This is a genomic window from Moritella viscosa (assembly GCF_900120065.1).
Lineage (GTDB): Bacteria > Pseudomonadota > Gammaproteobacteria > Enterobacterales > Moritellaceae > Moritella > Moritella viscosa.
This window is the reverse complement of record NZ_FPLG01000054.1, coordinates 100,259-123,758: the sequence shown is the minus strand read 5'-3', so window position 1 is coordinate 123,758 and position 23,500 is coordinate 100,259. Positions and strand designations below refer to the sequence as shown.

23 protein-coding genes are annotated in these 23,500 nt (G+C 40.7%); 8 read left to right on the top strand and 15 right to left on the bottom strand.

The window, feature by feature from the left end; genetic code table 11:
* From BT797_RS09595 to metK, 4 genes are all read right to left on the bottom strand, one after another.
* Nucleotides 1-759, bottom strand: coding sequence for an endonuclease I family protein (locus tag BT797_RS09595; RefSeq protein WP_045111603.1), 759 nt, complete (start codon nt 757-759; stop codon nt 1-3).
* 215 nt (nt 760-974) lie between these two features.
* On the bottom strand, nt 975-1,205 hold the full coding sequence (locus BT797_RS09590; RefSeq protein ID WP_045111602.1) for a hypothetical protein: 231 nt from the start codon (nt 1,203-1,205) through the stop codon (nt 975-977).
* 149 nt (nt 1,206-1,354) lie between these two features.
* Nucleotides 1,355-1,870: a SprT family zinc-dependent metalloprotease gene (locus BT797_RS09585; protein ID WP_045111601.1), complete on the bottom strand. Its 516-nt coding sequence runs from the start codon at nt 1,868-1,870 to the stop codon at nt 1,355-1,357.
* Between the two features lie 85 nt (nt 1,871-1,955).
* Nucleotides 1,956-3,107 carry a methionine adenosyltransferase gene (gene metK / locus BT797_RS09580; protein WP_075471849.1) on the bottom strand — a complete coding sequence of 384 codons (1,152 nt, stop codon included), beginning with the start codon at nt 3,105-3,107 and terminating at the stop codon, nt 1,956-1,958.
* A 254-nt stretch (nt 3,108-3,361) separates the two neighbouring features.
* Between metK and BT797_RS09575 the strand changes: the two genes are divergently transcribed.
* Nucleotides 3,362-3,964, top strand: a complete 603-nt coding sequence (locus tag BT797_RS09575; protein WP_244534161.1) for a YfaZ family outer membrane protein — start codon at nt 3,362-3,364, stop codon at nt 3,962-3,964.
* Nucleotides 3,965-4,042: 78 nt separating this feature from the next.
* On the opposite strand, the gene clcA is transcribed toward BT797_RS09575, so the two are convergent.
* Nucleotides 4,043-5,452 (bottom strand): H(+)/Cl(-) exchange transporter ClcA, encoded by a 1,410-nt coding sequence (gene clcA / locus BT797_RS09570; RefSeq protein WP_075471847.1) that lies wholly within the window; start codon nt 5,450-5,452, stop codon nt 4,043-4,045.
* A 463-nt stretch (nt 5,453-5,915) separates the two neighbouring features.
* On the opposite strand from clcA, the gene tkt reads away from it, so the two are divergent.
* The gene (gene tkt / locus BT797_RS09565; RefSeq protein ID WP_045111598.1) at nt 5,916-7,904 is read left to right on the top strand and encodes a transketolase; all 1,989 of its coding nucleotides are present in this window, start codon (nt 5,916-5,918) and stop codon (nt 7,902-7,904) included.
* Nucleotides 7,905-8,062: 158 nt separating this feature from the next.
* Here the strand turns inward: tkt and panD are convergent, their stop codons facing one another.
* From panD to BT797_RS09520, 9 genes are all read right to left on the bottom strand, one after another.
* Nucleotides 8,063-8,443 (bottom strand): aspartate 1-decarboxylase, encoded by a 381-nt coding sequence (gene panD, locus BT797_RS09560; RefSeq protein ID WP_045111597.1) that lies wholly within the window; start codon nt 8,441-8,443, stop codon nt 8,063-8,065.
* A gap of 175 nt (nt 8,444-8,618) precedes the next feature.
* Nucleotides 8,619-9,470, bottom strand: a complete 852-nt coding sequence (gene panC / locus BT797_RS09555) for a pantoate--beta-alanine ligase (protein WP_045111596.1) — start codon at nt 9,468-9,470, stop codon at nt 8,619-8,621.
* A 104-nt stretch (nt 9,471-9,574) separates the two neighbouring features.
* Nucleotides 9,575-10,369: a 3-methyl-2-oxobutanoate hydroxymethyltransferase gene (gene panB / locus BT797_RS09550; RefSeq protein WP_045111595.1), complete on the bottom strand. Its 795-nt coding sequence runs from the start codon at nt 10,367-10,369 to the stop codon at nt 9,575-9,577.
* Nucleotides 10,370-10,387: 18 nt separating this feature from the next.
* Nucleotides 10,388-10,915, bottom strand: a complete 528-nt coding sequence (gene folK / locus BT797_RS09545) for a 2-amino-4-hydroxy-6-hydroxymethyldihydropteridine diphosphokinase (RefSeq protein ID WP_045111594.1) — start codon at nt 10,913-10,915, stop codon at nt 10,388-10,390.
* 1 nt (nt 10,916) lies between these two features.
* The gene (pcnB, locus tag BT797_RS09540) at nt 10,917-12,380 is read right to left on the bottom strand and encodes a polynucleotide adenylyltransferase PcnB (protein WP_170860736.1); all 1,464 of its coding nucleotides are present in this window, start codon (nt 12,378-12,380) and stop codon (nt 10,917-10,919) included.
* A 181-nt stretch (nt 12,381-12,561) separates the two neighbouring features.
* Nucleotides 12,562-13,440 carry a tRNA glutamyl-Q(34) synthetase GluQRS gene (gene gluQRS / locus BT797_RS09535; protein WP_045111593.1) on the bottom strand — a complete coding sequence of 293 codons (879 nt, stop codon included), beginning with the start codon at nt 13,438-13,440 and terminating at the stop codon, nt 12,562-12,564.
* Nucleotides 13,441-13,522: 82 nt separating this feature from the next.
* A complete protein-coding gene (dksA, locus tag BT797_RS09530; protein ID WP_045111592.1) occupies nt 13,523-13,966 on the bottom strand; it encodes an RNA polymerase-binding protein DksA in 444 nt (147 codons plus the stop codon).
* Between the two features lie 154 nt (nt 13,967-14,120).
* Nucleotides 14,121-14,828 carry a DNA/RNA nuclease SfsA gene (sfsA, locus tag BT797_RS09525; protein WP_045111591.1) on the bottom strand — a complete coding sequence of 236 codons (708 nt, stop codon included), beginning with the start codon at nt 14,826-14,828 and terminating at the stop codon, nt 14,121-14,123.
* 113 nt (nt 14,829-14,941) lie between these two features.
* Nucleotides 14,942-16,201, bottom strand: coding sequence for a hypothetical protein (locus BT797_RS09520; RefSeq protein WP_045111590.1), 1,260 nt, complete (start codon nt 16,199-16,201; stop codon nt 14,942-14,944).
* 108 nt (nt 16,202-16,309) lie between these two features.
* Between BT797_RS09520 and hrpB the strand changes: the two genes are divergently transcribed.
* The 4 genes from hrpB to BT797_RS09500 all read left to right on the top strand — a co-directional run bounded on the left by hrpB (nt 16,310) and on the right by BT797_RS09500 (nt 21,711).
* Nucleotides 16,310-18,820: an ATP-dependent helicase HrpB gene (hrpB, locus tag BT797_RS09515; RefSeq protein ID WP_075471843.1), complete on the top strand. Its 2,511-nt coding sequence runs from the start codon at nt 16,310-16,312 to the stop codon at nt 18,818-18,820.
* A 75-nt stretch (nt 18,821-18,895) separates the two neighbouring features.
* A complete protein-coding gene (gene rlmF / locus BT797_RS09510) occupies nt 18,896-19,846 on the top strand; it encodes a 23S rRNA (adenine(1618)-N(6))-methyltransferase RlmF (RefSeq protein ID WP_075471841.1) in 951 nt (316 codons plus the stop codon).
* Between the two features lie 87 nt (nt 19,847-19,933).
* Nucleotides 19,934-20,224: a DUF1294 domain-containing protein gene (locus BT797_RS09505; RefSeq protein WP_045111566.1), complete on the top strand. Its 291-nt coding sequence runs from the start codon at nt 19,934-19,936 to the stop codon at nt 20,222-20,224.
* Nucleotides 20,225-20,361: 137 nt separating this feature from the next.
* Complete coding sequence (locus BT797_RS09500; protein WP_045111565.1) at nt 20,362-21,711, top strand: peptidoglycan DD-metalloendopeptidase family protein; 1,350 nt, start codon at nt 20,362-20,364, stop codon at nt 21,709-21,711.
* Here BT797_RS09500 and arfB read toward each other — a convergent pair.
* Nucleotides 21,701-22,114, bottom strand: a complete 414-nt coding sequence (gene arfB, locus BT797_RS09495) for an alternative ribosome rescue aminoacyl-tRNA hydrolase ArfB (protein WP_075471839.1) — start codon at nt 22,112-22,114, stop codon at nt 21,701-21,703. The genes BT797_RS09500 and arfB overlap by 11 nt on opposite strands.
* Before the next feature lie 162 nt (nt 22,115-22,276).
* On the opposite strand from arfB, the gene BT797_RS09490 reads away from it, so the two are divergent.
* On the top strand, nt 22,277-22,777 hold the full coding sequence (locus tag BT797_RS09490) for a GNAT family N-acetyltransferase (RefSeq protein ID WP_045111563.1): 501 nt from the start codon (nt 22,277-22,279) through the stop codon (nt 22,775-22,777).
* Nucleotides 22,778-22,787: 10 nt separating this feature from the next.
* Nucleotides 22,788-23,426, top strand: a complete 639-nt coding sequence (locus BT797_RS09485; protein WP_075471837.1) for a LysE family translocator — start codon at nt 22,788-22,790, stop codon at nt 23,424-23,426.
* Nucleotides 23,427-23,500: the final 74 nt, after the last annotated feature.

The following is a 23,500-nucleotide window of genomic DNA, read 5'->3' as shown; positions in this document are numbered from 1 at the left end:
TTACCAAAAGCCACGAGCTAAACAGGCTGATTTAACAATGCCATTTTCATTACCTTGCAAGCTCTCAATAAGTTGCGTGCGTCGACATTCAATACGAGTCACTGGGTATTGCTTATCCCATGCTAGTAATTCACGTTTTTGCCTACCTATGTTGTAGGCTGGATAAGCGGCTTCCATATATAGGTAAGCGCGGGCAATCTGGCCTTTGGCATAATTAGGTGGTTGTACCGTTTTATTTTTTATCTTGATTGGGCAGCGACCAAACTGATTTCTTTCTGCAGTGATAGAACTGGCGAAATTATAGTTGCTACGTAATGCATTAACAGCACCGATAGCAGGGTAGAGGTTATACATATCTGCTTGCATATAACGATAAGCGATATTTACTTTTTCAGCACAACGTCGGCCTTTAAAATTTTTACCTTTACTATTCACACATGCACTATTTCCTTCTCGCCATTCACTGAAATTACGACCGAAGTTCTCTGCAGGAACGACGTGTTCCCATTCCAATTTAGTTTGGCGTTTCACATGCTTTTTCGAAGTAAACCCATTATGGTCGGTGATCTTCTTTTTACTATTGAAATCAGCGTGGCAGTAGATTGTGCGTCTAGGTACATCGGTATATACCTGCCGTTCAAGCATTTTTTTGGCTTTATTAAAGGATTGGTTTTTTTGATTGCCATTGTCGGAAGCATTAGAAAAAAAAGGAAATAATAATGTGGTTGATATAACTATGGTACCGAATTGTTTTAACATTACAGACTGCTCCAATGTAATAATTCAGCATTGTAGCACAGCTTAGAATAGACGGTAGAATAGTAAAATAACCTTAATTAACGGAGTATTAACTGTGAATAGGATTGTTAAAAATGCGTGTAATATAAAAGAAGTGTTACTGTTGAACTAGAGAGGGGAGTTTAGATATAAAAAAAGAGCAGAAGATAGCAACTGCTCTCTAGATATCGAAGTGGTTAGTTTGCGCGAGAAGCGGCGTAACGTACTGCGATATCTGAATCCGTAAGCATTTTTTCTTTTAACACACCGGACTTTGCCATGAAAATTCGTTGAGAGATAGATAAAGCACTCAGATCAAGAGTTCGGGCGATTTGCTCCGCTTGATTTTTGTTACGCTTTAAAACTGCAGCTATCAGTTTTTCCATTTCATAATCGGTAGATCTTGCAGTATCTAACGTTTGAGTCATAACCTTGTTCCCTATCACAATGGTATGTATTGAGTTATTTTATCTGATGAATTCAGATAAATACACCTGTATACGTCAATTTTTCAGATAATTATTAAACAAGTTGTCACATCTATAGTTTTGTTTAATCGATTGTTATTAAATATAATTCAATGTTTTATGATTAAACTTTGTTTGCAATAACGACACATATATTTGACGTTATCACGAACTATTTTATTATGGCGACGAATTGTTAGTAAGTGTTCTGTACAGTGACAAGCATAGGTAAAAGTTTTGCCTTTCACAGTCGAAACATCATATTGGTGTGTGGTTTTGGCTGCGAGATCAAATATTTGATTCATAACTTGCTGCCATTCTTTACCGTGCGGTTTAGTACGCCCATACATTTGATAAACCAATAGGTGTGCAACTTCATGTGGAACTGTATGCGCAATAAAATGCTGATGATTTTCTTGTAACAAAATGGGATTAAAGCGTAATTCATTCGTTTGTAATCGTGCACTACCCGCGGCTTTACCACGCTGATTAAATTTAATTTGTGGACGAGGAAAAGTACGGTTTAAACGTTGTTCAGCTTGCTGATAACTGCTTGTTATCTTAGCTAATACTCGTTTTTCTAGCATTGTTGGTGTTAGGTCTATTTGCTGTAAATCGTCAGGCATTATCATCATCTATAAAAAAGGCGCTTTGGTTATGTTACCAAAAGCGCCTCTTTGTAATCAACTGCTAGCTAAAAGCTAATATTGATTAAAGACCTGCTGCATCACGTAGGATTTCAGCTTTATCTGTTGCTTCCCAAGAGAATTCTTTACGACCGAAGTGACCATAAGCAGCTGTATTTTGGTAAATAGGGCGCTTAAGATCTAGCATTTCAATTAAACCGTGTGGACGTAATTCGAAATGTTCACGCACAAGTTTAACGAGTAGCTCTTCGCTTACTTTACCTGTTCCGAATGTTTCAACAGAGATTGATGTTGGTTCTGCAACACCAATTGCGTAAGAAACTTGGATTTCACAACGGTCAGCTAGGCCTGCAGCTACGATATTTTTCGCTACATAACGTGCTGCGTATGCTGCACTACGGTCAACTTTTGATGGATCTTTACCAGAGAATGCACCACCACCGTGACGCGCCATACCACCGTATGTATCAACGATAATTTTACGACCAGTTAAACCACAGTCACCTACTGGACCACCGATAACGAAACGACCAGTTGGGTTAATAAAGAATTTAGTTTCTTTAGTTAACCATTGTTCAGGTAGTACTGGCTTGATGATTGTTTCCATCACAGCTTCTACTAAATCTGCTTGTTTGATATCTTCAGAATGTTGAGTTGAAAGTACAACTGCATCGATACCAACAATTTTGCCATCATTATAAGCAAATGTAATTTGGCTTTTTGCATCAGGGCGTAACCAAGGAAGAGTTCCACTTTTACGTACTTCAGCTTGGCGTTTAACCAGCTTGTGTGAGTAAGTAATCGGAGCAGGCATTAATTCTTCAGTTTCATTGTTTGCATAACCAAACATTAAACCTTGATCACCAGCGCCTTGCTCTAGTGGATCATCACGGTCAACACCTTGGTTGATGTCTGGAGATTGTTTACCAATTGTGTTTAATACAGCACAAGAGTCGGCGTCAAACCCCATTTCGGAGTTGATGTAACCGATGTCACGAACTGTTTTACGAGTGATTTCTTCGATATCAACCCAAGCGTCAGTCGTGACTTCACCACCAACCATAACCATACCGGTTTTAACATAAGTCTCGCAGGCTACGCGTGCTTTTGGGTCTTGAGCGATGATTGCATCAAGTACAGCATCGGAGATTTGGTCTGCAATTTTATCAGGATGACCTTCTGATACTGACTCAGAGGTAAACAAGTGTTTAGCCATGGTTTTAATTCTCTCTTAATTTAAACACAACCGACGTGATTTACGTTCATATGTGTAGAAGTTTTAACATCTAGACGGCTATTCTAAACTATTTTACCTGTATTAAGATAGTCCTTAGATCATATTAATTTTGCAAATATGTTTAAAAGTACTATTTAAAGAGAATTTTTGTCTATGTATATATGTAATAAATAGTCAATATGAAGTAGCATAGGACGAAAGTATTAAAAGTATGAAGTGGCGGGATTTTTTCAATGAGAAAAATTATTCGCTCACTATCATTAAATGTAACTACCACTCTTGCTATTGGGAATAATAAAGTGTCATTGAAAAAATCATTAGTCATCACTGCCGGGTTACTTGTTAGCTTTAGTAGTGCAGCATCAAACATCTCACTTGCCTTCAATAACGATAATATTATTTTGGGTTATGATCTTGAAATGAAAGAAGCGCTAAAGTTAAAAGGTGACTTCCTACAGACTATCGACAATGGTTATACCCTAGATACGGGCCTTTATGCATTTCAAGATGTTGGTTCAACTTTCTTTGAGCTAGGTGCGAAAGGCATGAGAATGGATAACGATAATGGCGATGGTTATGCATTAGCATTTGGTGGCTTAGGTGGTTTACGTCTAACTGAAGAATTTAGCTTAGAAGCTGAATTTCATTTTAGTCCAGAAATTTTAGCGTTTGGTGATACAGAGAACTACACGCAATGGATCGTTCGTGCAGATTATGCTTTGATGCCAACTGCGCATTTCTTTGTTGAATATAATCATACAACGGTTGAATATAAGAAGATGCCGAATGAGCGTTTAACAAGTGATATATTATTTGGCTTGGAATGGGTATTCTAAGACGCTTATAGACTTAGTTAATATCATGAAAAAAGCACCTAATTAGGGTGCTTTTTTGTTTCTGGTTAAAATAAGACGTTAACTTGTTGGAGACCGTGTTGCTGTTATAGCGTTATCTTCTGCTGCAGGTTCTTTAGGTAATGACAGCTTCAATAATTCTGCATAAAGTGGCTTACCACCGAGTGCTTGTGCGACAAACGTTGCACCAAGACAAGTGATAAGTAAAGGCAGAATTAACTCATAGCTATCAGTCATTTCAACCACTAATACAATACCTGTCACTGGCGCTCTGACTGTAGCGGCAAATAACGCCCCCATTCCTGCTATCGCATATACGGTTGGTTCGGCTACGAAACTGGGAAATAGCTCGGCCGCAATAACGCCATAAGCAAGACCAAATAAAGTGCCTAGCGTTAACATCGGGGTAAATACACCACCAGGTGCGCCCGAAGCAAAGCAAGCGATAGTACCGAATAGGCGGATAACAAATAAGCCGACTAAAATAGCCCAAGTACTTGGTTCTTGAATCATCCTAACCATTAAATCTCTGCCGTTACCAGCCATGTCAGGTACGAATGATTGTAATAGGGCGAACAGGCTACCAAAGAATACACCGGTAAGAATAATACGGTGCATTTTATTATTCTGTTTACGTTTTAATAATTTTGTACTGTTTATAATCCAGCGGTTGAAGTACACGCCAATAACACCAAAAATGGATCCTAATAAAAGAAATAGCCAAAGTGATGTCAGCGGTGGCACATCAAAATGCATGATAGGCATAACGGCTTCTTGACCATGAAAAGCACGCATGACAATAGTGGCAACAGCTGCTGCGAGAGTCACACATTTTATCGATGTCATATTGTAGCGAAAGTGTGGACGCATTTCTTCGATAACAAATAAAATTCCGGCAAGTGGTGCATTAAATGCGGCTGCTAGTCCAGCCGCGGCACCTGCAGCAACAAGGATATGAGTAGCGTTGGTATAACGCTTTGCTGTATCTGCAAACATACGCCCAATCGTGCCACCGATTTGAATCGATGGACCTGCACGACCAAAAATCATACCTGAGCCAATAGCTAATGTACCTGCGATAAATTTAACCGGCAATAAGCGACGCCAGCGAATGCCATACATACCATCAAGCGCACCTTCGATATGGGTAATACCACTGCCTGATGCTTCGGGGGCGAAGCGTAATGTGAGCCAAAATGAAAAACCAACCATGGCGCCACTGAGTATCATGATTAACAATATATTGAGGCTTGGTGGCAATACTAAAGGATTAAATATTTGTAATCGCTGGGCGTCAGTCCATAGTACTGCTGCTTCAAATAATGCAATGATTAAGCCTGTCATCCCGCCTACAAGTGCAGATATAATAGGTAGCACAATGTAGTCGTGTTTGGCAGAAAGTAATTTTGGGCTTGTACGGTGTTTACGCAGTGCAGTTTTAAAAAATTTTAAATTAGGTGATTTTGCCATTCTCATGTGCCGTCTGATACTGTGAAAAGAGTGCAAATAAGCTCGTGTCGAGTAATAACCATTAGCAATACATAACGGCATAAGTTGCGTTATTTATGATCATTGTCTGATCGTTTTATGCTAAGTTCGTTGTGGAGAATGAATGCAGAAACAGTATAACGAATAAACAGCTCCGATAGTATTTCTTTTTAGTTAGGTATCATAAAAATAATTCCGATTAAAAATTATTATTTATGTACAAGGCTCACATTCTTGTGAATAAAACTACAGTGTAAAATTCATTTGAGTGTTAACATGCTTTCATTCGAAGGTGACTGGGGTTTGTCTAGAACGTTAATACCCCGACCTGAACCTAAAATTCGATAAATCTAAATAAACTAAAAAAACTTGTTATACATAAGATAATTTTATGACAATATAACAGCTTAAAAGTATTTTAAATTAATCTCAGCAGGAGCAAACTATGCCATCTCGTCAAGAGCTAGCGAACGCGATTCGTGCCCTAAGTATGGACGCAGTTCAACAAGCAAATTCAGGCCATCCAGGCGCACCAATGGGCATGGCAGATATTGCCGAAGTATTATGGCGTAAGAACCTTAACCACAACCCAGCAAATCCAAACTGGGTTGACCGTGATCGATTTATTCTTTCAAACGGTCATGGCTCAATGCTTATTTACTCACTGCTACACCTAACAGGCTATGCATTACCAATTGAAGAATTGAAAAACTTCCGTCAATTACATTCAAAAACACCTGGTCACCCAGAATACGGTTACGCGCCTGGCATTGAGACGACAACTGGTCCACTAGGCCAAGGTATTACTAACGCTGTTGGTATGGCAATTGCTGAAAAAACATTAGCAGCGCAGTTCAACAAACCAGAACATGAAATTGTTGATCACTTCACTTATTCTTTCTTAGGCGATGGCTGTCTAATGGAAGGTATCTCACATGAAGCATGTTCACTTGCTGGCACATTAGGGCTAGGTAAACTAGTTGCGTTCTGGGATGACAATGGTATTTCAATTGACGGTGAAGTTGATGGCTGGTTCACTGACGATACAGTGAAACGTTTTGAAGCTTATGGCTGGCATGTTATTTCTGTTGATGGTCATAACAGTGATGAAATCCAAGCGGCAATCGAAGCATCTAAAGCTGAAACATCACGTCCAAGCCTTATCTGTTGTAAAACAGTGATCGGTTTCGGTTCACCAAACAAAGAAGGTACGCATGACTGTCATGGTGCTCCTCTAGGTGACGCAGAAATTATTGCTACACGTGAAAAATTAGGTTGGAAACACCCTGCATTCGAAATTCCTGCAGATATCTATTCTGAATGGGATGCTAATGAAGCTGGCGCACAAGCTGAAGCTGAATGGAATGAAAAATTTGCTGCATATGAAGCTGCATACCCTGAACTAGCTGCAGAATACGCACGTCGTACTTCTGGCGAGTTACCAGCTGATTGGGAAGCTAAAACGTCTGACTACATCAAACAGCTACAAGCTGATTCTGCAAAAGTAGCAACACGTAAAGCATCACAAAACTGTATTGAAGAATTCGGCGCAATGTTACCTGAGTTACTTGGTGGTTCTGCTGATTTAGCGCCATCTAACTTAACGATGTGGTCAGGTACTAAAGCAATCACTGCAGATGATGCGTCAGGTAACTACCTGCATTACGGTGTACGTGAGTTCGGTATGACGGCAATCATTAATGGTATGTCTTTACACGGTGGCTTCACGGCTTACGGTGCTACATTCTTAATGTTCATGGAATATGCGCGTAATGCAATGCGTATGGCTGCATTGATGAAAGTGCAAAACATCCAAGTTTACACACATGATTCAATTGGCTTAGGTGAAGATGGTCCAACTCACCAACCAGTAGAACAAGTTGCAAGCTTACGTATGACGCCTAATATGAGCGCATGGCGTCCATGTGATTCTGTTGAATCAGCAGTTGCCTGGAAACACGCAATTGAACGTAAAGATGGTCCTACAGCATTAATCTTCAGTCGCCAAGGTCTAACACCTATGCCGCGTACTGATGCACAGTTAGCTAACGTTGCTAAAGGTGGTTACACGCTAGTAGATTGTGATGGTAAACCAGAACTTATTCTTATCTCTACAGGTTCTGAAGTTGAACTTTGTACTAAAGCGGCTGCAGAACTTACTGCAAAAGGTCGTAAGGTACGTGTTGTATCTATGCCTGCTACAGACGTATTTGATAAGCAAGATGCTGCATACCGTGAATCTGTTCTACCGTCTGACGTTGTTAAACGTGTTGCTGTTGAAGCGGGTATCGCTGACTTCTGGCACAAATATACTGGTTTTAACGGTACTATTATCGGTATGACTACATTCGGTGAATCAGCACCTGCTGAGCAACTGTTTGAAATGTTCGGTTTTACTGTTGCAAACGTAGTTGCAGCTGCAGAAGCACTTTAATTTAAATACCGTGTGCAGCTGGCACACTACTTTTAATTAGAGTAACGAAAAAAGAGCGCTTAGGTGCTCTTTTTTATTTGTTGTGATTGGGACTAAATTATAGACACAAAAAAACCAGCATGACGCTGGTTTTTCACTATTCCGTATCGGTTTGCGAACTAGGCAACCTGTACTGGAATATCGCTACTTGTACGAACGATGTCATTAACTTGATCAAGATAAACAAGCGAAGGTTTGTGTTGTTTCGCTTCTTCATTGTCCATACGTACGTATGCACAGATAATGATGCGATCACCGACAGCTGCTTTACGTGCTGCTGCGCCGTTCACTGAAATGATTTTCGAACCGCGTTCACCAGCGATAGCGTAAGTCGAAAAGCGCTCACCATTATCAATGTTATAGATATCGATTGCTTCATACTCTAGGATCCCTGACGCATCAAGCATATCTTGATCGATTGCGCATGAACCTTCGTAGTTTAATTCTGCATGTGTTACACGCGCTTGGTGTAATTTACCTTTTAGCATTGTGGTTTGCATTGTTCTAAAACCCATTCCATTAATAGTTTATGAATATACCCAAGGTGTCGATTGTTCATCTTGGAGTCACTTAGGTATACATATATACCGTACAAAATATGTACCGGCGTCCATAGTAGCGTATTTGTTTAATTAGCGCAATTGTACTAGTTGTTAGGTAAAATTGCGCTAATCGTTAGCGTAATTTAATCACTTTATTATCGATTAAACGTGCCTTTCCTAAGAATGCTGCCATTAAAACAACGGCTTGCTGACTGTTTGTAGTGAGACTAGCTAAAGTATCGGCATCAACTATATCAATCGCGTCGGTCTTAAAACCAGCTGCATTAAGCTGTGCGGTGGCTTGCGTGACTAATGCTTTGTTTGCTTGTTCATCAACAGAAACTTGATCTGCAATTGTCTGCATTACATCTGCTAAGAGTGGTGCAACAATACGTTCTTCAGCAGTTAACAGACCATTACGAGAGCTCATCGCCAAGCCTGACTCTTCACGTACAGTCGGTACGCCAACAATTTGAATCGGCATTGCAAGATCGTCGACCATATGACGAATTAACGCTAATTGTTGGAAATCTTTTTCACCAAATAAAGCCACATCAGGTTGTACTAAATTAAATAGTTTAGCCACTATCGTCGATACACCGTTGAAATGACCCGGACGATGCGCGCCTTCAAGTACTTCAGAAATACCTGGTACTTGAATGAACGTTTGTGATGCTAAGCCGTGTGGGTATATGAGTTCAGGTGTTGGCGTAAATACTAAATCGGTATCAACACTTTGTAATGCGCGGCAATCTTGGTCTAATGTGCGAGGATAAGCGGCTAAATCGGCAGCTTGGTTAAACTGCATTGGATTAACAAATATACTGACTACAACACGGTCTGCGTATTTTTGCGCTTCTTTAACAAGGGCTAAATGACCATCATGTAAATTACCCATCGTCGGTACAAACGCGGTGGATAGGCCAAGACGACGCCAAGCGATAACCTGTTCTCTAAGAACATCAATATTTGCAATAATATCCATATATGAATTACCTAATAAAATTGGTAGGGAATGTTGAAAAAGGGGGGCATGCGAATTTGAACCATTTGCTTATAGCCCCCTATCAATTTAAGAGTGCATGTGAATTATGAGAACATGTGCTCATCGGCAGGGAAAGTCTGTGCAGCAACTTCATCAATATAAGCGATAACCGCTTTACGCATATCGCCTGTTTCGGCTAAAAAGTTTTTTGAAAATTTAGGTACAAAGCCTTTCGAAATGCCGAAAGCATCGTGCATTACTAAGATTTGACCATCTGTATCGCGGCCAGCACCAATACCAATAACGGGGATAGTTAAGGCTTCGGAAATTCGTTTTGCCAACGGTGCTGGGATACACTCTACAACTAATAGTTGGATACCCGCGGCTTGCAATGAAAGTGCGTGTTCAACCATTTCATCCGCTTTATCTTGTGCTCGGCCTTGTACTTTAAAACCGCCAAAAACGTGGACTGATTGTGGTGTTAAACCAAGATGACCGCACACAGGGATACCGCGTTCAGTCAGTGCTGCAACACTCTCAACTAACCATTCACCACCTTCAACTTTAACCATGTTTGCACCTGCTTGCATCAGGGTTGTCGCATTGGTCAAGGTTTGTTCTTTGGTTGCATAACTCATAAATGGCATATCTGCGATAACCAGTGAGTTGGTCGCACCTGCACGCACACAGCGGGTATGATAAGCAATATCTGTAACAGTGACGGGTAGCGTATCACTGTGGCCTTGCAGTACCATGCCCATCGAGTCGCCAACTAATAATACTGGTACTCCGGCTTCGTCAAATAATGCAGAAAAACTCGCATCATAAGCGGTAATACTGGCAAACTTTTGTCCTGCTTGTTTCATTTTAAGCAGTTTAGATACGGTAACTTTGCTCATTGGAAATCCTTGTTCACATTACTCTATGTTTTGATAAATAGCTAAGCCATTACGAGGACAGGCCTCAAGTAAGGCTGACAATGCTTGACCACAAGGTAATTGCAATTGTGGTGCTATTTCTGCTAATGGGTAGAGTACAAATTCACGTTCTTTCATGCCGTAATGTGGCACAGTTAAACGGGGCGTACTCATAACTTCATCGCCGTATAGTAAGATATCTAAATCTAGGGTTCTTGCTCCCCAATGTTCTTTACGTACACGGCCTTGTTCATTTTCAATCTGCTGTAGCGCATCAAGTAATTCAATTGGCGCTAAATGGGTGCCGACACAGGCAACCGCATTAATATAATCTGGTTGCTCTTGTGGTCCCATTGGCTTACTTGCATACAGGGATGATACCGAAATAAAACGACTTTCCGTTAATGTTTTTAGCGCTGTGATTGCTTCTTTAGCTTGCGCTATTGGATCGGCAAGATTACTGCCGATCGCGATATAACAACGGGTATAATCTTGTACGTTAATATCATGTTCTTTTAGAGATGACATACTATGAAGCATCACTTTCGCTTGCTGGCTTTTTCTTTTTAGCACGGCGTGGACGTGTTTTTTTACCCGCTGGTGAATTCAATTCTTTAATTAAGTTCTGACGGCCAGTGGCATTAGCAGTTTGGTAATCACGCCACCATTGAGTTACTTCGACTAAATCGCCACCTTGAATCTCGGCTCGCATTTCTAAGAAATCAAAACCCGCACGGAATTTTAAATGTTCGAAGGCTTTTTCTGCACGTTTACCTTGGCGGCGTGGTAAGCGGCCTTGTAAATGCCAAATATCACGGATGGTTGAAGTAAAGCGGCGCGGAATTGCAATACTCTTAATTTGTGAATCAAGAGCATCATTCATTGCTAATAGCAAAGCATCGCTGTAGTTAAGACCGCTGTCAATAACGCGTTCTTCAGCCATCGCTTCCAGTGGATACCATAACATAGCGGCATATAAATAAGCGGGGGTTACACGCTTGCCTGAATTAATACGGCGGTCAGTGTTATCTAAGGCAATTTGGATGAATTTATCACAGTTACTTGAACCGTCTTCATTTTGATATTTACTAACAAGTGGGAACAAGGGTTGGAATAAACCATGTTCTTTCATTAATTTGTAAGTTGCTAAACCGTTACCATTTAAGAATAGTTTTAATGTTTCTTCAAATAAACGCGCGGCGGGAATACTTTGTAACAAGTTTGCCATGCGTTTGATCGGTTCCGCAGCATCTGGACTGATCTGCATGTCTAGTTTTGCGGAGAAACGTACAGCACGTAGCATACGCACCGGATCTTCTCGGTAACGTGTTTCTGGATCACCGATTAAGCGTAATTGCTTGCTTTGTAAGTCAGCAAGACCACCGGCAAAGTCATAAACAGCGCGATCGGCAATATTGTAATACAAGGCATTAACAGTAAAGTCACGACGTTCAGCATCTTCACTGATGGTGCCGTAGACGTTATCACGTAACAACATGCCACCATCAGATTGCTTTGATGTTTGTTGATTTTGTTCTTTTTCTTTTTCTTCTACGTGATGACCACGGAAGGTTGCAACTTCGATCATGTCACGGCCAAATAAGATATGAGCAAGACGGAAGCGACGGCCAACTAAACGGCAGTTATGGAATAATTTTTTGATTTGTTCTGGTTCGGCATTGGTCGCGATATCAAAGTCTTTTGGTTCTTGGCCAATAAATATATCACGCACACCGCCACCTACAAGGTAAGCTTGATAGCCCGACTTGTGTAAACGATAGAGTACTTTTAGGGCGTTTTCACTAATTAAATTATGGTTTATAGGGTGTTGACCCTTTTCCAGTTTCAGTTCATTTAGTCCCAAATTCGGTACATCTTGTTGTGCTAATGGCCCAACAGCCGTATTAGAATGAGTATCTTCAGGTGCGTTTTTACTCTGTGCATCACGATCTTTGCGTGTCTTTGACGCTGTTTCAGAAGCAGTTTCTTTCACATCTGATGTTTGATCTATCTGCTTTCTGCTCAGTATATTTTTACAGAATTTAGTGATTTGAGTGAAAATGGTACACCTCGAATTAATAGTAAAATAGGTTGAATTATTTATGCCGCCATATAATAGCGCTGCGTTGATAAAATGACAAAGATTGTTGACGAAATTTAGTATTAATCTTGCCTTATTGGCTTAATACGATTGATTTCTGTCTGGGTAGGTTTTTGACGGACCAATGTTCTGTACCCCATTGTAATAGATGGGGGATAGATAGATCTTGCAGTTCGTTACACACGGGTAAGGCTAAGAATCTGAATGCATCAATTAAGAGGGCTTTAGCCTGACTGATATCTAATCCGGGCGCGTGATTCTGTTTACTTAATTTAGAGCCATCAGCATTACTGACCAAAGGCAAATGTAAATATGATGGTGCTGGCTGTGAAAATTGTTCAAACAGATATAATTGTCGCCCTGTTGGTTCAATTAAATCTGCGCCACGTACGACTTGGGTGATACCTTGGTAAATATCGTCCACGACCACGGCAAGATTGTAAGCAAACAGGTCATCTTTACGATGAATAATAAAATCTTCTGCAGCGAGTGCTTTCTCGATTTCTATCTTACCATGTAACTCATCCATAAAATGATAAACAGGTACTGTCGTCGTTACCCGCAAGGCTGCATTATTTGCAGCAAGTTGCTTATGCTTACATTGTCCTTGATAAAAGACACCTTGTGCTTGAATTTGTTTACGGGTGCAATGACAGTAGTAGGTTAAACTTTGCTGGCTAAGCTGGGCAATAGCTTCTTGATAAGCAGAACTGCGCTGGCTTTGATAGATAACATCACCATCCCAATGTAAACCAAAGGCATCAAGTGTTGCTAAGATATTCGCCGATGCACCTGAAACTTCTCTAGGGGGATCGAGATCTTCGATGCGCACTAACCAAGTACCTTGGTTAGATTTTGCTTGTAAATAGCTGCCAACAGCAGCGATCAGGGAACCAAAATGTAATGGTCCTGAAGGAGAGGGCGCGAAGCGTCCTACATAGCTATTGGACATAAATGGGTTCTTAAAATAAAAAAGGCTATAAATAGAAAGAGGGCTAAGAAGCCCTCAATAAATCATGTCAGTTAAAAACTGATTAGCCAACCATTTGCTTTTCTTTGATTTCAGAAAGCGTTTTGCAGTCAATACATTGCTCTGCAGTCGGTCGTGCTTCTAAGCGGCGGATACCAATTTCGATACCACATGTGTTGCAAAAACCGAAGTCATCATGTTCAATTGATTGAAGTGTTTTTTCGATTTTTTTGATCAGTTTTCTTTCACGATCTCGAGCTCGAAGTTCTAGGCTAAACTCTTCTTCCTGGGCTGCTCTATCAACAGGATCTGGGAAGTTTGACGCCTCATCCTTCATATGAACTACAGTGCGATCAACTTCTTCACGTAGCTCATTACGCCAAGCACTTAAAATGTTTTTAAAGTGATCGCGTTGCTTCTCACCCATGTATTCTTCACCAGGCTGTTCTTGGTAAGCTTCTACACCTGCGATGGCTAAAACACCGAGTACTTTTTTCGCTTCAGGCATGCTATCTCTCCTAGTCCGCATTACGCCATAATATTACAGAGCACTGCAAAGCAATATTTATGGGCGGTATAAATACCAGAAACACACAAACTGCGCAAACTAAACTGGCAAATTGTTCACTAACACCCTCTTATGGGTTGGTTCCGCTGTGACATTAGTCACAGTTGAATGAAATTTGTTCTACTAACGTAATTTCGTGTTTTTCTATTGTACTCGCGTATGCAAATACTTCAACTCCTTGCTCAATTGCCTGCTTAACAAGATCACTATAGTCTTTATCTAAGTGTTTAGCAGGTTTTAGCGCCTTAATACCTGTGTGCTGAATAACAAATAATAATACTGCTCGGTGTCCGTTTTTCTTTACAGCCATTAGCTCTCTTAGATGTTTTTGTCCACGAACACTGACAGTATCGGGGAAATAACCACAGCCATTTTCTAATAAACTGGCACTCTTCACTTCGATATAGCATTTACCATGTTTAGTATCATCGAGTAAAATATCAATCCGACTATTTTCATTACCGTATTTTACTTCGGTGGTCAGACTGTCGTAGCCGATTAGTTGTGATATAGCGGCCGATTGAATTGCTTCTTTGGCTAATTGATTGGCTCTGGCTGTATTAATGCAAATTAAATCGCCATTGGCTTTTTCGGTAAGCTCCCAAGAACGTGAATATTTACGTTTCGGATTGTCTGAGGTTGAGAACCAGATTATATCGCCTGGATCGCCACAACCTGTCATTGCACCAGTATTAGCACAGTGTATGGTAACTTCTTCACCATTTTCAAGAATGACATCAGCCAAAAATCGCTTGTAGCGTTTAATTAACGTGGCGGACTGTAGGGGCGTCGGATAATGCATAATCATGCTCATTAGTTGGAAAACAGTCTAGAGCATAATAATTTTTGGAAAAGAAAGCCATAGGCAAGCTGAGGGTTGCAGAATCATTGTTGCCTATAGTTGTCGAAAGGTCGCTAGTTAAACTGAGACAGATCTCGTTGCCACTTTTTATCTTCTGCACTTCCAGCTTTTTGCCATATTTGTTTTACGTTGACGGTCAGTTGGCCATCAATTTCATTGGCATTGAGGGTGAATGTAAGCGGGTTGGCGATATTGGGTTGTGATAAAATATGTTGGTCGTTAAATACTTGCTCAACAATACATACAGACGTTTTATCCGGGTTGTCAGCATCACGGGCCAGTGGGTTATTACAATTGTTCATCAGATCACCGCCATTAGGATATAGCACATCTAATATTTGATGCTGGCTACCAATTGAAATATCAAAATATATTTTTTGACTGGCAAGATAATTATAGATGTTAGCTGACAGTATCGACGGTGCACGTTCTTTTTCGTTATAAAACCGAGATAGTTTTAAATAGGTAGAGCTACCACCGGGGGCTGTTACATCGGCAGAACGTACGTATTTATGTAATATACGCATATGGTGTATAGGGAGGGTCCAGCCAACTTGTACTTGTACTTTTACATCGCCATTATTCAGCTCTTCAACATTGGTGATGCGTGTTCGTACTTTGGTATTAAGGATTGGATCAATGACTTCCGCGTCAATACTGTCCCGTATTTTTAATAACTGGGAAAGATTGAATTGCGGGCTACTACCGTGATCTGAAAATAGGCGTTTGACATCATCGAATACCGCCCTCATCTGTATGACTTCATGGTCTTGTTGGCGTATTAAGCGCGCGCTTTGCTGCGTAGATATTTGTTGTTCAGCAATAGCTAATTTTATCTCCCCTAAATTTTTTAAATTATTATCAAAGTCGTTATCTAGGGTTGTCAGACTTTTTTCTACTGTGAGGCTGTTACGTAATATGGTTATGCTCTGGCCTATGTAATGCTCGTCGAATGTTGCCCTTATTTGCTGTACCACAAATACTTGGCCTTTATATACATCCTTATCTTTGACTATTTGCGGCTTGTTTTGTGGTGTGATCTTAATATAAGCGGCTTGAATAATGGGCACATATTGTTTGTAGTTAGTTAGATCAACGGGCTTATTCATTAATTGATAATTACGCACATCAAAGCTGGCTTTGATCCGGGCTTTTTCTTGCATAATCTGTTTGGCACTGGCAATACTTTCGCCATTGGTGAGTTGATGGGTAATGGTATATGTTTTTGACCAAAAGCCAACGTGAGCCATTGCTGTATGGTTATAACTGAGGGTGAATAATAAGGATAAAAAAAATGACGTAGATAGGCGCATAGTAAATTCCTTTTGCTATTCCTTATAAATAATAGACTTAAATTTAATGAATTGTGTTTTTAGGGTAAAATCGGTTTATTACTGATTATTTTATTCTGAGAGGCCTTTGTGGCAGCGTTACCAATCACCGCCGTATTACCCGATCTATTTACGGCCTTAAAATTATCTAATCAAGTTATTTTGCAAGCGCCACCTGGTGCCGGTAAATCAACCTTATTACCACTTAAATTATTGCAAGAAAATATCTTCAGTGGCCGTATTTTAATGTTAGAACCAAGGCGTCTTGCTGCGCGTAACATTGCTGTATTTATGGCCTCGCAGTTACAACAAAAAGTCGGAGAGGATGTTGGTTATCGTATGCGCGGGGATACTAAAGTATCGAAATCAACACGATTGGAAGTGGTAACGGAGGGGATCTTAACCCGGATGATTCAACAAGATCCGGAACTCAGCGATTACGATCTTATTATATTTGATGAATTTCATGAGCGCTCACTCAATGCCGATGTCGGTTTAGCGTTTGCGCTCGAAGTCCAGCAAGGCTTACGCGATGATTTAAATTTATTAGTGATGTCGGCAACGCTCGATAGTGAAGGGCTACAGAAAATGTTGCCAGATGCGAAACTGTTGACGGCAGAAGGACGTTGCTTCCCTGTTTCTTATAGTTATCACCCGATGAATTTACAGCGCAATACGATTAAGCAAGCGTTGCCAGGCGCAATAACAGCAACGGTTAAATTAGCGCTACAGCAGCAGGGCGGTAATATTTTGGTATTTTTGCCTGGGGTGAGTGAAATTAAACGTTGCCAGCAACAGTTACAGGAATTAGTTAATGCGCATCTACAAGTATTGCCCTTGTATGGTCAATTAACGCAACAACAGCAACAGGCTGCAATTAATCCTATCGTCGCAGGGCAACGCAAAATTGTATTAGCGACCAATATAGCCGAAACCTCATTAACCATTGAAGGTATTTCGGTGGTGATTGACTCTGGCCTTGAGCGCCGAGTTAGCTTCTCCCCACGCTCGGGGGTCAGCAAATTACAGACCAGACGAATAAGCCAAGCATCTGCAACTCAGCGAGCAGGGCGTGCGGGGCGTTTACAAGCAGGGCACTGTTATCGTTTATGGCGTGAAGAAGACCACTGCCGCTTAGATGCACAAATAGAACCAGAAATTATTGCCGCGGATTTAACCTCAACCTGTTTAGAGTTAAAGGTATGGGGTGTTAATAGCTTTGCGGAACTGTCATTACTCGATCAGCCTTCATTGGCAAATGTGCAATATGCTGAATTGTTATTAACTGATCTTGGCGCTCTAGATGCGGGGAGTTGTAGTAACCATGGGCAAGCTTTGGCTGAATTTGGTATGTCACCACGGTTAGCACATATGCTGTTAACGGCAAAAGAGTGGGAAAATGAACTGCCGGGTATTAGTTGGTTAGCCTGTCGATTAATCGCATTACTTGAAGGCAGTGAACGCTTACCACTTGATTTGGATTTTGCATTGCAACAAATGGCATCGGGGCAATTTAAACAAGCACAACGTCAAGCACTGCAGTGGGCACAACGCTTTAGCTTTGTTAAAAGCAGCAGTCAGTGCCGAAACACGAATGCTTATACTGGTTTGTTGTTAGCGTTAGCGTATCCAGACCGTATCGCACAGCGTCGTGATAATACAGGACGAGGGCAAGCTGGTCACGGGCTGGACGTGCGTTACATGTTAAGTAATGGACTCGGAGTTAAATTAATGGCCGATGCCAGTTTAGCAACTGAAGAATTCTTAGTCGTTGCTGACTTATCGTTAACCGAACAAGGTGCCGATGCTATGGTCTACAACGCTTGTGGATTTGATTTAGCGGAATTACAAACTTGGTTACCGCCATTATTTACCGAGGAAGCGTTTGTGCAATGGGATTTAAAAACTCATAAATTGATTGCTGAGCAGCGTCAACGTTTAGGAAAATTGGTATTATCTCGCCAGATATTAACAGATATAACGCCTGCACAAAAACAAACGGCTGTACTGGCTGGTATTCGTAAAGCCGGATTATCGGTATTGCCTTGGAATGAGCACAATAAGGCATTGCTCACCCGATTACGATGTGCATATTTATGGTTAGCGGAAGTGGGGTTTGTTGATTTCAGTGATGAAGCCTTAATTGACGATCTAGAAAACTGGTTGCAGCCGTATTTGACGGGTGTAACTGGTCCCTCACAGATGAAAAAAATTCCCCTAACAGAAGCGTTGCTCTCACGGCTAGATTGGTCGTTGCAACAGCGCTTGGACAATGAACTGCCGACTTATTTCACCGTGCCGACTGGATCGAAAATTAAATTACGTTATAACGATAACAGTGCACCGAGTTTACCTGTGCGTATTCAAGAGATGTTTGGTCAAGCTAATAAACCTGCGGTTGCCAATGGTCGAGTGCCTATTGTGGTTGAACTACTGTCACCGGCGATGCGTCCGTTACAAATTACCCAAGATTTATTGGGCTTTTGGAATGGCAGTTATGCTGAGGTTAAAAAAGAAATGAAGGGCCGTTATCCGAAGCACTATTGGCCAGATAACCCCTTGGAAGCGATGCCGACACGACGTGTTAAAAAACATATGTAGGAAAGCAGCAATAGTTATTCGTAATCTGCTATTATCTCGCAGAGTTCGTTTCAGACAAATAAAAGAAGATTTATCATGACTAAAAAAATCGCTACATTGCATCCCCGTAATCCACATCAGGGACGTTATGATTTAACAGCCTTAGTTAAAACATACCCAGCGTTAAAAGCGTACATAAGACTAAATCCTTGTGGAGAAGAAACGGTCGATTTTAATGATGATAAAGCAGTTGTTTGCTTGAACAGTGCATTATTAGCCCATTTTTACCAAGTACCAAATTGGCAGATTCCGACAGGTTATTTATGTCCGCCAATCCCTGGACGTGCAGATTACATTCACTATATTGCCGATCTACTGGCAGAAATTAATAATGGTGATGTACCAACAGGTAAACGTGTTAAAGCGTTAGATATTGGTACTGGCGCTAACTGCATTTACCCTATTCTCGGTCATCGCAGCTATGGCTGGGGCTTTGTGGGTACTGATATTGATACGGTTGCAGCAAAAACAGCGAATGTGATCGTGCAAGCAAATCCAAGCTTAAATAAAGCGATTAAGATTGTATTGAAAAAAACGCCAGGTAGTACCTTTAAAGGCGTGATCAAATATAACGACAAATATGCGGTGACGGTTTGTAATCCGCCGTTCCATGCATCAATGGCTGATGCAACCGCAGGTACTGAGCGTAAGATTAAAAACCTGCACAAAGGTAAGGCTGCGCCGACCAATACAACTAAGTTGAACTTTGGTGGGCAGAATTCTGAACTTTGGTGTGAAGGTGGCGAATTACGCTTTGTTAAAGACATGGCGAAAGAAAGTAAAGATTTCGCTGAACAAGTATGTTGGTTCACTAGTCTTATTTCAAAGGGTGAGCATATAGAAGAGCTTGAGCAATATTTACACACGTTAGGTGCAAAACAAATCCGCGTGATCCCTATGTCGCAAGGTCAAAAAGTCAGTCGTATATTAGCATGGAGCTTTATGGATACTGATGAGCAACTGCAATGGGCTACTGATAACTGGTAGTCGACGTTATATTTAGGTAGATTAATACGGCAAGCATCGCGCTTGCCGTTTTTATATCTGAGGATACTTTTACTTAAGGTAAATAATATGTTGGTATGGTTAGGTTACAGTTATTTCGTATTGAGTATCATTACCCTATTAGTATATGGTAAAGATAAATGGGCGGCTAAACGACAGGCGTGGCGTACACCAGAGCGTACATTGCACTTGTTAGCGCTGTTAGGTGGTTGGCCTGGTGCGCTCGTCGGACAAAAACTATTTTCTCATAAAAAAAGTAAAATTAGTTTCAAACGTATTTTTTGGTTAACGGTTGTTGGTAATGTATTAATTGTATTCGGCATTTTTCAAATTGACCCGAGCTATGTGATTGTTGGTTAGTTTTAGATACTAAAACTTTCGACTGATTTACACATATTTACGTTATCTATACTATGCCTTTGTTTTGTTGTGTTATACCATTTCGGCCTTATTATGCTAATTATTGCTATTTTGAACGAAGACTGGGTATTCATTAAATGTCGTCAATTAAGAAAAATAAATTACAGTTAGTACTAACGTGGGTGCTATTAACAAGTGTATTACTCATCATTGTCGCGTTATTACCAGTGACAGATAAAGTCGATGACAGCAATGATATTGGCGTAAGTGCTAATCCTGTTACGGCTGAAATTATGGATGTGTCGAAAGCAAAAACAGCGACGTTGCTAGCAGAATCATCGTCACAATCAGTATCGCCAGATCCCGTTGCGACTGTTACTGAATCGGCTGTTGCTGCAATCGCTGAAGATCTTGCTAAGTCGTACCCAAAAACCATTAACTACGTGATCCAAAAAGGTGACACCTTAGGGGCTATTTTTGAGCAGTTAGATTTAAGTCAAACGAGTTTATATCAAATTCTGGAAGTGGATTTAAATGTTCTGGCGTTAGATAGCATTAAACCCGGACAAACCTTAATATTCACCGAATTTGAAGGTGAATTGACGCGTTTGGAATTACAAGTAAGTCTTTCTCATCAAGTCGTTTATAAGCGTTTAGGTGAGACCGGTTTTGAGTTTGAAGAGATAAATGTTGATGGTGAATGGCGAGACCATAGTTATATAGGTACTGTTGAAAACAGCTTTTCTGGTTCGGCAAAGCAAGCTGGATTATCGTTATTTGAAGCACAATTCATTGCGACGTTATTAAAAGACAAAATTAATTTTAGCCGAGACTTACGCAGCGGAGATACGTTTAAAGTCTTAGTGTCTCGCCAATATATCGGAGATAAACTCACTGGTGAAAATCGTATTGATGCGGTAAGTATTAATAACCGTAATCGCAATATTAGTGCCTATTTGTATGAAGGTATTTATTATGACGAAGAAGGTCTGAGTATTGAACGCGCTTTTGTGCGTCGTCCTGTTAGCAGTAAGTATCGTATATCATCAAGCTTCAATCCAAGACGTCTACACCCCGTGACAGGTTTATTACGTCCGCATAACGGTACAGATTTTGCGGTACCAATTGGAACCCCTGTGTATGCAACGGGTGATGGTGTAGTGTCGCGAGTTGTTAATCATAAGTATGCTGGACTGTATATTGAAATTTCAAATGGTCAAACATACCGAACTCGTTTTTTACACTTAAGTAAGGCGTTGGTGAGAAAAGGTCAGCGAATAAAACGTGGACAAAAAATTGCGTTATCGGGTAATAGTGGTCGTGTTACTGGCCCCCATTTACATTATGAACTACACATGCGTGGCCGCGCCGTTAATGCGATGACTGCTGACATTCCTATTGCGTCGGCGATTGATAAACGCCAACAAGCGGCATTTAAAGTGGCGTTAAATAGCTATCATGCAGCTTGGGAACAAGTTAAAAGCTAACTTTACCGCGCATATTTTTGGTCTTACCACGCTGAGTTTTAGTGTCCATACGTTTCTTTTTGGCATTACGACTTGGCTTGGTGGCACGACGTGCCTTTTGGATCACAGTCGCCTGCTTAATCAATTCAACTAAACGTTCAAATGCGACCTGTTTGTTATAATCCTGACTGCGCGATTCCTGTGATTTTATTATTATTACACCGTCTTTGGTAATACGATGATCGCTTAACGCTAATAACCTTTCTTTATAAAACTCGGGTAGTGAAGACGCCTTAATATCAAAGCGTAAATGGATCGCCGTTGATACTTTATTGACGTTCTGACCACCGGTACCTTGTGCGCGGATGGCTTGAATATCAATTTCTGAATCGGGAATTGATACATTGCTAGAGATGAAAACCATTGATAAACCTTGGTGTTATATTACAGTACGATATTGGGCAGACAGATACTGTGTTATTGATGAGTAACCGCTAGCGTCTGCACCTATGATACGTCAGTTTACGGCTATTGTTAATTTTCAATTGCCAGATGCTATTATTTTTAACTCGATTAGAGAATATTTATGGTAATAATTAGACCAGTCAAAGTGACGGATGCTCACGCGTTATCAACGTTATTTTCGCAACTGAATAACGAAACGCCATTTATGGCCATGGGTGAGAAAAATAGTGCGACTGAACTCAGCAGCCACCTAGAGTTATTTATCAATTCAACAACCCAAGTGCTTTATGTAATAGAACGAGATAACCATAATCTGATCGGTTTTGCGATAGGCATAACAGGTTATATTAGTGGTGATAGTCATACTGCATCTTTGGTTATTGGTATCCAACAAGCGAGTATCGGCTTGGGTCTTGGTAGGCAATTATTGGCACATGTAGAAGAGTGGGCAAGATTGTCTAAACTGAAACAACTAGAATTAACTGTCATGATAAGTAATACATACGCGATAGTATTTTATAAGAATAATGGTTTTGAGCAATTAATATCAAAGCAACAAGGTGTGATTGACGACCTTACTGAAAATGAATTATATATGGTAAAAGCAGTTAATTTAGATTAAGGAAATGCAGATGGATATTGGTTACTGGGTAATGTTTCTAACCGCATCACTGGCATTAAATATGACGCCGGGTCCGGATCTGATATTTGTACTGACTAAGACGGTTAGCCATGGTCGTAAAGCGGGTATTGTTGCCGCTGCTGGGGTTTGTTCTGGAGCGTTGGTACATGTGGCTGCGGCGGCGTTAGGTTTATCAGCTATCATCGTTTCTTCAGCTTATGCTTTTATGCTCATTAAAATCATTGGTGTGGGTTATTTGATTTATTTGGCTTGGCAGGCGTTTACTGCATCTGGCGGAGTTGAGTTAACCAGCACTGATCGTATTGATGGTGATTCACCATCACCAATGTCGCATTGGAAAGTATTCAAACAGGGAGTGCTAATCGATGTTCTGAATCCAAAGGCTGCGATCTTTTTTATGGCTTTTTTACCGCAATTTGTGCGAGAAGGTCAGGGAACGGTCTCAATGCAGCTCTTGTTATTGGGTATGATAGTGGTTATTGGTGCGTTTGTGGTGGAGCTCGGTTATATTTTTGCTGCGCATCGTTTAACCAAAAAAGTGAAAGGTAACCAAAGTTTTACACTGTGGCTTAACCGCACGGTTGGCACTGTTTTTGTGGCTCTTGGGGTCAAACTTGCAGCAACATAATCAGGGAGCTCAAATACCTAACTGCAATAGTTGAGTTGAAGGGAGCGAACAGGGTAAACTAACGATTCTTTTTT

What these genes read in the sequence shown, in the direction of transcription:
- arfB (WP_075471839.1), bottom strand. Translation starts at nt 22,114, where the DNA reads ATGGTTTTCATCTCTAGCAATGTATCAATTCCCGATTCAGAAATTGAT.
- panC (WP_045111596.1), bottom strand. Translation starts at nt 9,470, where the DNA reads ATGGATATTATTGCAAATATTGATGTTCTTAGAGAACAGGTTATCGCT.
- gluQRS (WP_045111593.1), bottom strand. Translation starts at nt 13,440, where the DNA reads ATGTCCAATAGCTATGTAGGACGCTTCGCGCCCTCTCCTTCAGGACCA.
- BT797_RS09500 (WP_045111565.1), top strand. Translation starts at nt 20,362, where the DNA reads ATGTCGTCAATTAAGAAAAATAAATTACAGTTAGTACTAACGTGGGTG.
- sfsA (WP_045111591.1), bottom strand. Translation starts at nt 14,828, where the DNA reads ATGCATTATCCGACGCCCCTACAGTCCGCCACGTTAATTAAACGCTAC.
- BT797_RS09520 (WP_045111590.1), bottom strand. Translation starts at nt 16,201, where the DNA reads ATGCGCCTATCTACGTCATTTTTTTTATCCTTATTATTCACCCTCAGT.
- BT797_RS09575 (WP_244534161.1), top strand. Translation starts at nt 3,362, where the DNA reads ATGAGAAAAATTATTCGCTCACTATCATTAAATGTAACTACCACTCTT.
- BT797_RS09590 (WP_045111602.1), bottom strand. Translation starts at nt 1,205, where the DNA reads ATGACTCAAACGTTAGATACTGCAAGATCTACCGATTATGAAATGGAA.
- folK (WP_045111594.1), bottom strand. Translation starts at nt 10,915, where the DNA reads ATGTCATCTCTAAAAGAACATGATATTAACGTACAAGATTATACCCGT.
- rlmF (WP_075471841.1), top strand. Translation starts at nt 18,896, where the DNA reads ATGACTAAAAAAATCGCTACATTGCATCCCCGTAATCCACATCAGGGA.
- tkt (WP_045111598.1), top strand. Translation starts at nt 5,916, where the DNA reads ATGCCATCTCGTCAAGAGCTAGCGAACGCGATTCGTGCCCTAAGTATG.
- BT797_RS09505 (WP_045111566.1), top strand. Translation starts at nt 19,934, where the DNA reads ATGTTGGTATGGTTAGGTTACAGTTATTTCGTATTGAGTATCATTACC.
- BT797_RS09490 (WP_045111563.1), top strand. Translation starts at nt 22,277, where the DNA reads ATGGTAATAATTAGACCAGTCAAAGTGACGGATGCTCACGCGTTATCA.
- clcA (WP_075471847.1), bottom strand. Translation starts at nt 5,452, where the DNA reads ATGGCAAAATCACCTAATTTAAAATTTTTTAAAACTGCACTGCGTAAA.
- metK (WP_075471849.1), bottom strand. Translation starts at nt 3,107, where the DNA reads ATGGCTAAACACTTGTTTACCTCTGAGTCAGTATCAGAAGGTCATCCT.
- panB (WP_045111595.1), bottom strand. Translation starts at nt 10,369, where the DNA reads ATGAGCAAAGTTACCGTATCTAAACTGCTTAAAATGAAACAAGCAGGA.
- panD (WP_045111597.1), bottom strand. Translation starts at nt 8,443, where the DNA reads ATGCAAACCACAATGCTAAAAGGTAAATTACACCAAGCGCGTGTAACA.
- dksA (WP_045111592.1), bottom strand. Translation starts at nt 13,966, where the DNA reads ATGCCTGAAGCGAAAAAAGTACTCGGTGTTTTAGCCATCGCAGGTGTA.
- BT797_RS09595 (WP_045111603.1), bottom strand. Translation starts at nt 759, where the DNA reads ATGTTAAAACAATTCGGTACCATAGTTATATCAACCACATTATTATTT.
- BT797_RS09585 (WP_045111601.1), bottom strand. Translation starts at nt 1,870, where the DNA reads ATGCCTGACGATTTACAGCAAATAGACCTAACACCAACAATGCTAGAA.
- BT797_RS09485 (WP_075471837.1), top strand. Translation starts at nt 22,788, where the DNA reads ATGGATATTGGTTACTGGGTAATGTTTCTAACCGCATCACTGGCATTA.